Genomic DNA, 14,343 nt, shown 5'->3' on the forward strand with positions numbered 1-14,343 from the left:
ACAATTAAAAGAAAAAATAATGAAAACAAAATTTAAAAGTATAAGTGTAATAGTGATGATGGCAATTGCAATAATGTTTCAATCCTGTAGCAGTGAGGATGATGGGGTAATTATTGAAAATGAAGATCAATTAGAGAATATTCAAGGTCGTATAGAACAGTATCAAGAATCTATTGAGAATATTGAGGCACCTGATGATATGGAACAATATGCTCAACAGAATACGTATGCTTCCAGTGCAGTATTTACGTTGTCGACTTTACAAGTACAAGCATTGGCATATTCGTCGGTTTTTCTTTCAATTCCAGGTGATGCAGAACAACAAAGTATTATAGGAAAAAATGGAAGAAATACTCGTACTTGGGTTTGGAGTTATGGTGGGGTTACATTGTATTACACGGTAACATCAGATGCTACTTATGATTATTTTACATACGATATAGAGGAATCTGGTGTCCGTAGAACCTTCTATGAAGGTAAAATAAGTAAAGATGGTAATTTCTATGATGTAAGATTCAATGGAGAAGGAGGAGACTTCGTATTAATGACATTTAGTGAAACAGGAAGCATTATCAACTTTAGCATAAAAGATCAGAGTGATAATGGGATAGAGCTTGTGTACAATGAAGTAGATCAATCAGGATCTATAAAAGCATTTGAGTTAGGAGTATTGACTGAAAGTTTTGTTTGGTTATCTGATGGGACAGGTACATATACAAATCATGCTACTGGAGAAACTTTTTCTTGGCCATAGAAGAAATAAAATAATAAAATACTGTTTTGGAAAAATCATATGTGAATAACGCATATGATTTTTCTTTTTTTTATTGTTTTAAACAATAAAAATTGATTTTTATTTACAATTATTAAGATGTGGTTTTGCCGTAAAATTGCTTGTTTTTTGGTTTTGTTTTTTTAGTGTAAAAAAACCTCGGTAACAGGTGAAAAATAAGTAGTTTTTGAGGTTACTAACAACGATGTTTATATCTTTTTTTTAACGATTAAATAATTGATTGTCAATATTTTAAATAAAACATATGAATTGTTGATTTTTATAGGTTAATTCCCTTCGTGTTGAAAACTTTGTTGAAAACGTTTCCTAATTTTTTGTGAAACTTCTAGAGCATTTTTTGATCTTTGTTAGTCCGTAGCGGAAACAAAAAAACATAGAACTAGCTTAAAGAAAAAAAGATGAATGCAGTAGAGCCAATTTTACAAGAAAATAAAGACAGATTTGTTATTTTTCCTATCAAACATCATGATATTTGGGATTGGTATAAAAAATCAGAAGCTAGTTTCTGGACAGCTGAAGAAATTGACTTACATCAGGACATTACTGACTGGGCAACTAAGTTAACAAATGACGAAAGATATTTTATTAAACACATTTTAGCATTTTTTGCAGCTTCAGACGGAATTGTGAATGAAAATTTAGCAGAGAATTTCGTAAATGAAGTTCAGTATAGCGAAGCAAAATTCTTTTATGGTTTTCAGATCATGATGGAGAATATTCATTCAGAAACATATTCGTTACTAATCGATACGTATGTAAAGGATGAAAAGGAGAAAGATATTTTATTTAAAGCAATAGATAATTTTCCTGCAATTAAGAAAAAAGCGGATTGGGCATTAAAATGGATCGAGTCGGATTCTTTTGCTGAGCGATTAATAGCTTTTGCAGCGGTAGAAGGTATTTTCTTCTCTGGAGCATTTTGTTCTATTTTTTGGTTAAAGAAACGTGGTTTAATGCCAGGTCTTACTTTTTCTAATGAACTAATTTCTAGAGACGAAGGAGTACATTGTGATTTTGCAGTACACCTACACAATAAACATTTAGTTAATAAAGTACCAAAAGATAGAATTAGAGAAATTATTGTAGATGCTCTTAATATAGAAAGAGAGTTTGTTACAGAATCTCTTCCGGTAAGTTTGATTGGTATGAATGCAAACCTAATGACTCAATATTTAGAGTTTGTTACCGATAGATTGTTGTCCGAATTAGAATGTGAAAAAGAATATGGAACTGCAAATCCATTTGATTTTATGGATATGATTTCATTGCAAGGGAAAACAAATTTCTTTGAAAAACGAGTGTCAGAATATCAAAAGGCAGGAGTTCTTAATAAAGATACAGAAGAAAATAAAATAAGTTTTGATGCTGATTTTTAATCTTTAGAAATCATTTCAAATTAAGGATATATTCATTCTGAGCTAATTAAGAATAGTACTTCTATTTAAATAGCGATTAGCTCAGTTTGATAAAGCTTTCTAAAAGCTTACAAAGAAACAAAAGAAGGCGAAAGTCATATAGTTATATTTTAATTAATGAGAATAACTCTGATTATCATAATACAGAGGCTTCATTTTAGTATCTGATTTCGGGGGAGATCAATTATAATTATAGCTTTCAAGAAAATAGAGGAATATAAACACAAATTAACACCATAGTTCTTCAGAAGAAGAATTTTATAAAAACCAAAAACGTATGTATGTAGTAAAAAGAGACGGTCACAAGGAGCCAATTATGTTTGACAAAATTACCGCAAGGGTAAGGAAGTTGTGTTATGGGTTAAACGCTCTCGTTGATCCAGTAAAGGTAGCGATGCGGGTAATAGAAGGCTTGTATGATGGTGTAACTACTAGTGAACTGGATAATCTTGCTGCAGAGATTGCTGCGACTATGACAATAGCACATCCAGACTATGCTAAGTTGGCTGCACGTATATCAGTTTCTAATTTACATAAAAATACAAAGAAGACATTTTCTGAAGTTGTTACAGATTTATATGAATATGTGAATCCAAGAACTGAGAAAAAAGCACCACTGATCTCGGATGAAGTATATGATGTGATCATGGCAAATAAAGAAAAGTTAGACTCTACAATTATTTATAATAGAGATTTTGGTTACGATTATTTTGGTTTTAAAACATTAGAGCGTTCTTACTTATTAAAAATTAATGGTCAGATTGCAGAACGTCCACAACATATGTTAATGAGAGTTTCAATTGGAATTCATCTAAATGATTTAGATGCAGCAATTGAGACCTATGAATTAATGTCTAAAAAATACTTTACACACGCTACACCTACGTTATTTAATTCCGGAACTCCAAAACCACAAATGTCATCTTGTTTCTTATTGGCAACAAAAGATGATAGTATTGATGGAATCTATGATACGTTGAAACAAACAGCGAAGATTTCACAATCTGCTGGAGGAATTGGATTGTCTATACATAATGTTAGAGCTACAGGATCTTATATTGCAGGTACTAATGGGACATCGAATGGTATAGTTCCTATGTTACGTGTATTTAATGATACCGCGCGTTATGTAGATCAAGGTGGGGGAAAGCGTAAAGGTTCTTTTGCTATTTATGTAGAACCTTGGCATGCAGATATATTTGATTTCTTAGATCTTAAGAAAAACCATGGTAAAGAAGAAATGCGTGCTCGTGATTTATTCTATGCAATGTGGATTCCGGATCTATTTATGAAACGTGTACAAGAAGATGCAGAATGGACATTAATGTGTCCTAATGAATGTCCAGGATTATTTGATATTCATAGTGATGAATTCGAAAAAGAATATTTACGTTTCGAAGCAGAAGGAAAAGGGCGTAGAACTATAAAAGCGCGTGAGCTTTGGGAGAAAATTCTAGAATCTCAGATTGAAACTGGAACTCCATACATGTTGTATAAAGATGCAGCAAATCGTAAATCTAATCAGCAGAATTTGGGAACTATTCGTTCTTCTAACTTGTGTACAGAAATTATGGAGTACACTAGTCCTGATGAGGTAGCAGTATGTAATTTGGCATCTATTGCGTTACCAATGTTTGTAAAAAATGGAGCATTTGATCACGAAGAGCTTTTTAGAATTACAAAACGAGTAACAAAAAACTTAAATAAAGTAATAGATCGTAATTATTATCCTGTAAAAGAAGCTGAGAATTCTAATATGCGTCATCGTCCTATTGGATTAGGAGTACAAGGACTTGCGGATACTTTTATTCAATTGCGTATGCCTTTTACTAGTGATGAGGCTAAGAAACTGAATCAAGAAATTTTTGAAACTTTATATTTTGCTGCAGTAACAGCGTCTATGGAAGAAGCTACTGCAGATGGTCCATATCAATCTTATGAAGGATCACCAATATCTAAAGGAGAATTCCAACATAATTTATGGGGAATTAAAGATGAAGAATTAAGTGGACGTTGGAATTGGGCCAGTCTTAGAAAAGAAGTGTTAGAGAATGGGGTTCGTAACTCATTATTAGTTGCTCCTATGCCAACAGCATCAACTTCTCAGATTTTAGGAAATAACGAAGCGTTTGAGCCTTACACAAGTAATATCTATACAAGACGTGTGTTATCTGGTGAATTTATTGTAGTAAATAAACATTTATTAGAAGATTTAGTAAAATTAAATTTATGGAGCGATGATCTTAAGGATGCTATTATGCGTGCCAATGGATCTATCCAGAATATAGATATCATTCCTCAAAACCTTAAAGAGTTGTATAAAACAGTTTGGGAATTGAGTATGAAGGATATTATAGATATGTCTCGTCATAGAGGATATTTTATAGATCAATCGCAGTCGCTAAACTTATTTATGGAAGGTGCTACGATGGCAAAACTTACTTCAATGCATTTCTATGCTTGGAAGAGTGGATTAAAAACAGGTATGTATTACCTGAGAACAAAATCTGCAGTAGATGCAATTAAGTTTACGCTTAAGACTGAAAAGAAAGAACAACCACAAGCGGAGCAAGTAGCAGTGGCAGCGGCTCAAGTAATGGAAGCGCAATCAGCTTCTAAAACAGAAGAGCAGCCAGAAGCTGTGCAGGTTTCTGCAGAAGGTACCTCCTTAACTCCAGAAGAATTGAAAGCGTTAATAGCGCAATCAAAAGAAGCTGAAGGAGATGATTGTTTAATGTGTGGGTCTTAATTAAGACCATTTAAATAGGGCAAAAGGGAAGTTTTCTGTATAGAAGCTTCCCTTTTTTGTATATTCGATTTTTCTTAAAATTATGATGAACTGGGAACAGCTCCTATCCTTAAAAAGACAGGGAGATACGAATAAAAGATTACGTAAAGAACAAGACGAAACTCGATTAGGTTTTGAGGTGGATTATGATAGAATTATATTTTCTTCTGCGTTTAGAAGTTTACAGGATAAAACACAAGTAATTCCCTTATCCAAAACAAGTTTTGTACATACTCGATTAACACATAGTTTAGAGGTTTCTGTTGTAGGGCGTTCTTTAGGTAGAGCAGTAGGGAAAAAGATTTTAGAAAAACATCCACATCTTTCTACCATTCACCGGTATCAATTTAATGACTTTGGAGCTATTGTGGCGGCTGCTTCTCTATCTCATGATATCGGGAATCCTCCGTTTGGACATTCGGGAGAAAAAGCGATAGGAGAATATTTTGCTACCGGAAAAGGTAAAATGTATAAAGAATATTTGACTCCAAAACAATATCAAGATCTTATAGATTTTGAAGGAAATGCAAATGGTTTTAAGATTTTAACAGAATCTAAACAAGGCATAGAAGGAGGTTTACGACTATCATATGCTACGTTAGGAGCCTTTATGAAATATCCTAAAGAGTCTTTACCTAAAAAACCAACCTCACATATTGCACATAAGAAATTTGGCTATTTTCAAAACGAAACAATTTTTTTTAAAGAAGTAGCAGAAGAAATGGGGTTACTTTCTCAAAAAATAGGAGATGAAATCACCTATAGCCGTCATCCATTAACTTTTTTAGTAGAAGCAGCTGATGATATTTGTTATACCATTATTGATTTTGAAGATGGTATTAATTTAGGATTGATACAAGAAGAGTATGCGCTAGAATATCTTATCAAGTTAGTAAAGGATACAATCAATACATCAAAATATAATAGTCTGATCACTACAGCTGATCGCCTAAGTTATTTAAGAGCATTAGCAATTAATACCTTGATACAAGAAGCTGCAAATATCTTTTTAGAAAACGAAGAAGAGATACTAAAAGGAGATTTTGATGCGGCACTTATTGATAAAAGTAAATATCAGGCTCAAATCGATGATATTATAAAGATTAGTATCGATAAGATATATCAAAGTCAGGAAGTAGTAGAGAAAGAAATTGCAGGATACGAGATTCTTGCTACTCTTTTAGATAGATATTGTGTGGCAACAGATCATTTTATGAATCAAAAAGCCTCTAATTATGATAAATTGATTCTAAAAGCTGAAGGAAATAATTTCGACTATACCAATGATGACCTATATACTAGATTAATTAGTATAAGTAATTATGTAGCAAGTCTAACTGATGGGAATGCACTATTAAAATTTCAGAAGATTAAAGGGTTACAAGTTTAGAATAAACCTATCGGAATAGATGTCCAATAGGTTTATTTTTTTAGCAATGAAGTTATAGTTTGGTATATGTATCTACATATGTATACGTGATACCTTCTTCTTCTTCTGTATATCGTAATCTTAATGTAGTAGAACTTAATTCTATTATTTCTTCGGATTCATCATACGTATCAATATCTTCTATACCTGTATTTAAATTATTTCCAGATAGAGCCCACCAGTAATCAACAGATGTAGATTCTTGGCAATTACCGTTTTCTGTGTACCCTTCAACAAATGTTGCAACATTTTCACCATTTGCATCTGTGGCCAATGTCATTCTATAAACGCAAGAAAAAGGCTCATAGCTTTCTCCATTTTCTGTTCCTGAAGTAAGGTCCCAAGTCCCAATTAGATTGGCTTCAGTAATTTCAATGTTTTCAAGTGTACCATCATCATCACTTCGGCATGAAAATAATGTAATAGTCAATAATAAGGTTAAGAATAGATTTAGTTTTTTCATTAGTAATACTTTTAGTTTAATTTTAAAAATTTTGACGAATTAACATTTTTTTAGGGTGTAAAACAATTAAGTGAATTTTTTATTTTAAAAAAAGAAGCAATAAACTTACTTTTTGTTTAATTAATACATCATTTTATTAAGTAGTTCATAAAATTGTAAAAATGTTACCATTAAATTTTAAAAACACTTATTAACGAGTAATAATTTGTAAGGATTAGCTTGTAGATTTATTAATGTCATGAACTATCTCGCGAGGCTCCAAGATAGAAGTTACTTGTTGAAATTTTAAAAGATCGAAGGATTGATGATGTATTCTTTTTAGTTTGTTCTTGCGAGAGACAACTTATTAATTATTTTTGTGGAACAGCTTATTAGGGAAATATTTAGTTCTCGTATTTATAATATAATCCTTTTATCAATTTCACAAACTCAATTTAATTAAACAATGGAACAAATTTATTTTAAACTTTTAATACTTGTATTTGGGCTTAATCTTGGATTTTCTCAAACAGAGAAAATGGACATTATTAAAGATTATCTATTAGATTCAGGAATTAGTACAAAAGATATAAATAGTCTTAGTATTCAATCAGAATCTTTTTCTAAAAGTATGAATGTGAGTACAACTTACGTTATACAGCAATATAAGGGAATTCCTATAAAAAATGCAATTGGTAGTTTTGCAATTAAGAATGGAAAGGTAGTTTCTTTTCAGGGCAATTATGTAAAGGATATTTCGGACAAAATAAATACAGTAACACCTTTGTTATCTGCAGAGGATGCTGTTGTATATGCAGCAAGAATTTTAGGTTTAGAAGGTCTTAAAGATGTGAGAATACTTCAAAAAAAATCTTCTGAAGAAAATTCGTTTGTAGTCACTAGAAGTAATATTTCTATGGATGAAATACCCGTAAATTTGGTTTATGAATTGAAAGAAGAAAGACTTTTTCTTTGCTGGGATTTGAGTATTCATACTAAGGATGGAAAGAACTGGTATAGCATTAGATTAAATGCTGAGGACGGTAACTTATTAAGTCAAAATGATTGGATAGTTAAGTGTTCTTTTAATACTCATGTTCATAATGAAAATTTAATTACTGGAAGTAATTCTTTATTGGAATCTGAATTGCAAGTTCCTGTTGTGTTGCCTATGGATACCCCGGTATATAATGTATTTCCAATTCCTTCCGTTGAAAGTCCTAATCATGGTGATAGACAATTAATATCTGGTCAAGAGGATGATAATGCTTCGCCTTTTGGTTGGCATGATACCGATGGAGTAGAAGGTGCAGAGTTTAATACTACAAGGGGTAATAATGTAATTGCTTCTGAGGATTTTGATGGCAATGATGGAATTGGATACATGCCTGATGGAGGAGGAGGTCTAATTTTTGATTATCCCTATTTAGATGGTGCCTTAGTAGCGGATAATGAAGATGCATCTATCACTAATTTGTTTTATGCAAATAATGTAGTTCATGATGTATGGTATCAGTATGGTTTTGATGAAACCTCTGGAAATTTTCAATTTAATAATTATGGAAAAGGAGGTTTTGGTGGTGATGAAGTTTCTGCTGATGCTATTGATGGATCAGGGACTAATAATGCTACATTTGGGACACCACCAGACGGTGCTAACCCTAAAATGTCAATGTTTTTATGGAATCCCCAGGCTAGTTCTGATGTTCAGGTTTTTAATGTTAATAATACTTCTTTGTCAGGAGGATACCCTGTATCAGATAACAGTTTTGATCCTGGGCATGTAGATGCCCCAAGTGCTCCCGATGCAATAACAGCTGACTTAGCTTTAGCGGTAGATGACGATGCTACAATAGATGAAAATGATATTTGCTCTGAACTTATAAATAGTTCTGATTTAGATGGTAAAATTGCGGTTGTTAGAAGAGGTGAGTGTAATTTTACTGATAAAGTATTTCGATGTCAGCAAGCGGGTGCTCTTGCGGTATTAGTAGTTAATAATGTGGGAGGAAATCCTATCCCAATGGGAGGGGAAAATAATGCGATAACTATTCCTGCTGTAATGATTAATATGACAGATGGAGAAGATATTATTAATGCTATAAAAAGTAGTTTAATTCCCGTTAATGTTAGTCTTTCAGATGCTGGAAAAAATATAATTGCCGAAGATGGTTCTTTTGATAATGGTATCGTGATTCATGAATATGGTCATGGTATTTCAAATAGACTTGCTGGAGGTCCATCTGCTGCGGGTTGTTTAGGTAATGCAGAACAAATGGGGGAAGGATGGTCAGATTGGTTTGCATTGATGATGACTATCGAATCTGGTGATAATGGAACAGATAGCAGAGGTATAGGTACGTATGCTACGGGACAGCCTACTTCAGGTGCTGGGATTCGACCGTTTCCTTATAGTACAGATATGAATGTTAACCCTGTTACTTACGATAATGTTAAAGATGATCAAGGTTTTTCGCAGCCTCATGGGATAGGTTCAATTTGGGCATCTATTTTATGGGATATGACTTGGGCTTTTATTGAAAGAGATGGTTTTGACCCTGATTTATATAATGGCACAGGAGGTAATAACTTAGCAATGCAATTAGTAATTGACGGATTAAAACTTCAAGCTTGTAACCCTGGATTTGTGAGTGGAAGAGATGGTATCCTTGCAGCAGCAGAATTGCTTCCTAATAACGAAGCAAATAAATGTGTTATTTGGGATGTCTTTGCAAGAAGAGGAGTTGGTTATGGAGCTTTGGAAGGTTCTACTGATGATCGTTTTGATCAGATTGCTGCATTCAATCTTCCTCCATCAAGTGAGTTAGATTGCTCTACATTGAGTGTTGATAGTTTTAATGAAAGCATTTTTAAGATAGAGCCTAATCCTTCGCGAGGAATATTTAATATTAGAGTTTCTGAAAGCTTAGGGGATAGTAATATTTATATTTTTGATATGAATGGTAGAATAGTATATAAAGAAAGGGTAAGTCTTACAAATCTTTATAGAGTAGAAACAGGTCTTAGATCAGGAATCTATCTGTTAAGAATTGAAGCTGAGAATGGAGAAGGAATTTCTACTTCTAAAATTATAATAGAATAGATTCTATAAATAAACATAAAAGAGGCTGTTTTATAAAAATAGCCTCTTTTTACTTGTCAGGCATATTTTTAAAAATAGTCTCTCTTATTTTTTCTACAGAAATACCACAAATTTCTTGTAATTCTTCTGTAGTTCCTTGATGTATAAAGTGATCCGGTACTCCAAGGGTGATTATCCTATTTTGAAAATTATGATGATTCGCAAATTCTATAATAGTACTTCCAAAACCTCCTTTGATAACACTATCTTCTGCCGTTATAATAGTAGTATGTTTTTGTAGTATTTCTTTTAATAATTCAGAATCTAAAGGTTTTATAAAGCAAAAATGGTAGTGACTTATTGTTTTGTCGATGTGTTTTAACGCATCTATAATGTTATTCGCTATTGTTCCTGTCGATAAGATAGCTATTTTCGAAATTTCATTTCTTAAACACTTTCCTTTTCCTATTGAAATTTCTGTCATAGGAACTTTCCAATCTATTATTTTTCCTCTACCTCTAGGATATCTAATTGCTATTGGATTTTTTAAGCCTAATGTACTCGTATAAATAAGGTTTCTTAACTCAATTTCATTCGCCGGTGCTGCTATAATCATATTAGGAATACAGTTCAGATATGCAATATCAAAAACACCATGGTGTGTTGCACCATCTGCTCCAACTAACCCAGCGCGATCAATACAGAAAATTACAGGTAGATTCTGTAGTGCTACATCATGGATTAATTGATCATAAGCACGCTGTAAAAATGTAGAATAGATGGTACAGAAAGGTATTAATCCTTGCGTTGCCATTCCAGCAGCTAACGTGATTGCATGTTGTTCGGCAATACCAACATCGAATGCTCTATCTGGCATTTCTTGCATCATATATTTTAAAGAACTACCGGTTGGCATTGCGGGTGTTATCCCAATAATCTTTTCGTTTTTTCTAGCCAGTTCTAGAATAGTATACCCAAATACATCTTGAAATTTAGGAGGTTGTTGAATATCTTTTTTAGGAATTAATTCTCCCGTATGCGCATCAAATTTTCCGGGGGCGTGATAAGTAACCTGGTTTTCTTCTGCTTGTTTAAGCCCTTTTCCCTTAGTAGTTATAATGTGTAAGAGTTTTGGACCTTTTATAGTCTTTAATTTTTCGAGTGTTTTTAATAAAGTTGGTAAATCATGTCCATCTATTGGGCCAAAGTATTTAAAATTCAAGGCTTCAATAATATTATCGGTTTTAGGTTTGTAACCAACTTTGGCTTTGGTTAAGTATTCTTTTAAAGCTCCTACACTCGGGTCAATTCCAATTGAATTATCGTTTAAAATAATTAGCATATTGGCATCAGTGACTCCTGCGTGATTTAATCCTTCAAAAGCCATTCCACTGGCGATAGAAGCATCTCCAATTACCGCAATATGTTGTTTGACACTATTGCCTTTCAGTTTTGAGGCAATAGCCATTCCCAAAGTAGCAGAAATAGAAGTTGAAGAATGTCCAACACCAAAAGTATCATATTCACTTTCACTTCGTTTAGGAAATCCACTAATACCGTTTAATTGTCGATTGGTATGAAATAAACTTTTCCTTCCTGTAAGTATCTTATGAGGATATGCTTGATGTCCAACATCCCAGACTAATAAATCATTTGGAGTATCAAAAATGTAATGTAAAGCAATCGTAAGTTCTATAACACCTAAACTAGCGCCTAAATGTCCTTCTTTACTGGCTACAATGTTAATCACAAAGTTTCGTAACTCTTTCGCTAAATCTGGTAATTGATTAACTGATAGTTTACGGAGATCTTCTGGATATTCAATATGCGAAAGTAGTGTGTCTTTCATTCAGTAAAAGTACTATTTTGAAATGAGCTGTAACAGTCTCTAATTGGTAATTCTAATGAGATCTCATAAAATTAATTGAGATAGTTTCTTATAAAGCTGAATACATTGAAAATAAGAAGGATTATATTTATTAGTTTTACTTTAAATTAAAATAAGTTTATGTTTGATCCATACGACGACTCACATTTTATGAGAAAGGCACTTCAGGAAGCCGAATTGGCCTATGAGAAAGGAGAAATACCTATAGGAGCGGTGATAGTAGTTTCTGATAGAATTATTGCTAGAGCACATAACTTAACAGAGCTATTAAATGATGTAACGGCTCATGCCGAAATGCAAGCTATTACGGCAGCTGCAAATTTTTTAGGTGGGAAGTATTTAAAAGAATGTACGTTGTATGTGACAATAGAACCATGTCAAATGTGCGCTGGTGCCTTGTTTTGGAGTCAGATCGGTAAAATAGTATACGGAGCAAGGGATGAACAACGCGGGTGTATTAACATGGGGACAAAATTACATCCTAAAACCAAAATGACAGGGGGTGTATTAGAAGAAGAGTGTAGTGAAATACTTAAACGCTTTTTTATTGAAAAACGTAATTTAAATTGATACTAATGATATCTTCATGAAAAATACAATTGCAGAACGAATTCAGGATTTTTTGAAACAGTTTCCACCTTTCAGTATGTTGAGAAAGGAAGAATTATTAATGATTTCTGGTCAGATTCGAGTATTGTATTTAGAGAAGGGAGAGTATGTGTTTAATCAAGATGAAAAGTGCCACGATGAATTTTATATAGTAAGAGAGGGAGCAATTGGATTATACAGAAACATTGGAAACGAAAAGGATTTAGTAGATATATGTGATACCGGAGATCTTTTTGGGCTTCGTATTATGATTATTAAAAAGAATTATAGAATGGCCTCTTTAGCCAATGAAGAGTCTATAGTGTATGCAATTCCATCATCAGTTTTCAAACCCTTTATTGATCAGAATAAAGACGTAAATACTTTTCTGCTAGAAACATTTGCAACCCATGCGAGAAACTATTATACGGAGACAGAAAAGGGAAAAAGAATAGATAATACTATATCCATTGATACGGCAAATGATCTTTCTACTTTGCGGACAATTTCTTATCGCAAAAAACCACTAACATGTAATTCATCTACTATTGTAAAGGATATTGCTTTAGAAATGAACAAACGTAAAGTAGATGCAGTAGTCGTTGCGGATGAAAATAAATACCCAATAGGTATCGTAACTGATAGTGATCTTAGAGCAAAAGTAGCTACAGGTTTGTTTCCGGCTACCGCAATGGTTACAGAGATTATGAATACTCCAGTTAAAACATATGCTAAAAAGTTGACCGTAGCAGAAGCACAAATTGCGTTAATCAAAAATAATATTAGTCATCTTTGTATAACTAAGGATGGAACTCGCAGTTCAAAGCTAGTTGGCGTTTTTTCTAATCATGATTTGTTAGTGTCTTTTGGAAATAATCCTTCCGTATTGATTAAGGAGATTAAGAGAGCTAAAAAAATACAACGACTTAGATATATTAGGAAGCAGTTAGAAAGATTGTTAAAAACATATTTAGAACAAGATATTCCAACATTACATATCTTAAATCTTATTTCAGAAGTTAATGATGCATTGGTAATTAGAGCAATCGAATTATCATTAAAAGAAATGCCAGAAAAACCACCAGTGAAGTTTAGTTTTTTAGTTTTAGGTAGTCAAGGAAGAAGAGAACAGTTGTTGTTAACTGATCAAGATAATGCCATTGTATTCGAAGATGTTAGCGAAGATATATATGAATCAACTCAACGCTACTTTTTAGAATTAGCGCGAATAATTACTAAAAGCTTACACACAATTGGTTTTGAGTATTGTCCAGCAGAAATGATGGCAAGTAACCCAAGATGGTGCATGTCTGCTATGGAATGGGAAATGCAGTTTAGAAATTGGATGACAACCCCAACGGAAGAAAGTACCTTATTGTCATCAATATTCTTTGATTTTCAGTTAGTATATGGAGATCCATATATGGTAAATCAGCTATCTGATGTGGTTTTTGATGGAGTTAATAAAAGTAAAAGGTTTTTAGGATTGTTGGGAGTTAGTGCATTACAAAAACCATCGCCTTTAGGTTTTTTTAAGCAGTTTTTGGTTGAACAAAATGGAGAACATAAGGATACTTTTGATATCAAAACAAGAGCTATGATGGTATTGATCGATGGAGCAAGAATTTTATCACTATATCATAATTTAAAAGGAGTTAATAATACATTACTTCGGTATGAAAAACTTGCAATACTAGAACCAAATAACAAGGAGCTTTTTGAGAGTTGTGCAAAGGCCTTTAGAGTGCTACTTAAGTTTAGAACACGTCAGGGGTTAATTCATAAAGACTCTGGGAGATTTATTAAATTAAATACATTGAGTAAAAGTGATAAACTAAAGCTTAAAAGATGTTTTAAGCCCATACGGGATATTCAAGAGGTGTTAAGAGTACGTTTTCAGTTAAAAACATTAATGTAG

9 protein-coding genes are annotated in these 14,343 nt (G+C 32.8%); 7 read left to right on the forward strand and 2 right to left on the reverse strand.

Annotated elements, in window-relative coordinates:
- The first annotated feature begins 19 nt into the window (after positions 1-19).
- The 4 genes from D1815_RS18720 to dgt all read left to right on the forward strand — a co-directional run bounded on the left by D1815_RS18720 (position 20) and on the right by dgt (position 6,386).
- Positions 20-754 carry a hypothetical protein gene (locus tag D1815_RS18720; protein WP_118388880.1) on the forward strand — a complete coding sequence of 245 codons (735 nt, stop codon included), beginning with the start codon at positions 20-22 and terminating at the stop codon, positions 752-754.
- Positions 755-1,191: 437 nt separating this feature from the next.
- Positions 1,192-2,169, forward strand: a complete 978-nt coding sequence (locus tag D1815_RS18725; RefSeq protein ID WP_027393949.1) for a ribonucleotide-diphosphate reductase subunit beta — start codon at positions 1,192-1,194, stop codon at positions 2,167-2,169.
- A gap of 316 nt (positions 2,170-2,485) precedes the next feature.
- A complete protein-coding gene (locus D1815_RS18730; RefSeq protein WP_118388882.1) occupies positions 2,486-4,957 on the forward strand; it encodes a ribonucleoside-diphosphate reductase subunit alpha in 2,472 nt (823 codons plus the stop codon).
- Between the two features lie 85 nt (positions 4,958-5,042).
- Complete coding sequence (dgt, locus tag D1815_RS18735; RefSeq protein WP_118388884.1) at positions 5,043-6,386, forward strand: dGTP triphosphohydrolase; 1,344 nt, start codon at positions 5,043-5,045, stop codon at positions 6,384-6,386.
- Positions 6,387-6,438: 52 nt separating this feature from the next.
- On the opposite strand, the gene D1815_RS18740 is transcribed toward dgt, so the two are convergent.
- Positions 6,439-6,888 carry a lipocalin family protein gene (locus D1815_RS18740; RefSeq protein WP_118388886.1) on the reverse strand — a complete coding sequence of 150 codons (450 nt, stop codon included), beginning with the start codon at positions 6,886-6,888 and terminating at the stop codon, positions 6,439-6,441.
- Between the two features lie 445 nt (positions 6,889-7,333).
- On the opposite strand from D1815_RS18740, the gene D1815_RS18745 reads away from it, so the two are divergent.
- The gene (locus D1815_RS18745; protein WP_118388888.1) at positions 7,334-9,970 is read left to right on the forward strand and encodes a T9SS-dependent M36 family metallopeptidase; all 2,637 of its coding nucleotides are present in this window, start codon (positions 7,334-7,336) and stop codon (positions 9,968-9,970) included.
- Positions 9,971-10,019: 49 nt separating this feature from the next.
- Here D1815_RS18745 and D1815_RS18750 read toward each other — a convergent pair whose 3' ends face one another.
- On the reverse strand, positions 10,020-11,798 hold the full coding sequence (locus tag D1815_RS18750) for a 1-deoxy-D-xylulose-5-phosphate synthase (RefSeq protein WP_118388890.1): 1,779 nt from the start codon (positions 11,796-11,798) through the stop codon (positions 10,020-10,022).
- A gap of 159 nt (positions 11,799-11,957) precedes the next feature.
- Here D1815_RS18750 and D1815_RS18755 point away from each other — a divergent pair, with 159 nt between their 5' ends.
- Together D1815_RS18755 and D1815_RS18760 are read left to right on the forward strand one after the other, a co-directional pair.
- Positions 11,958-12,407 carry a nucleoside deaminase gene (locus D1815_RS18755; protein ID WP_027393941.1) on the forward strand — a complete coding sequence of 150 codons (450 nt, stop codon included), beginning with the start codon at positions 11,958-11,960 and terminating at the stop codon, positions 12,405-12,407.
- 16 nt (positions 12,408-12,423) lie between these two features.
- A complete protein-coding gene (locus tag D1815_RS18760) occupies positions 12,424-14,343 on the forward strand; it encodes a DUF294 nucleotidyltransferase-like domain-containing protein (RefSeq protein WP_118388891.1) in 1,920 nt (639 codons plus the stop codon).

Source organism: Aquimarina sp. AD1 (assembly GCF_003443695.1).
Lineage (GTDB): Bacteria > Bacteroidota > Bacteroidia > Flavobacteriales > Flavobacteriaceae > Aquimarina > Aquimarina latercula.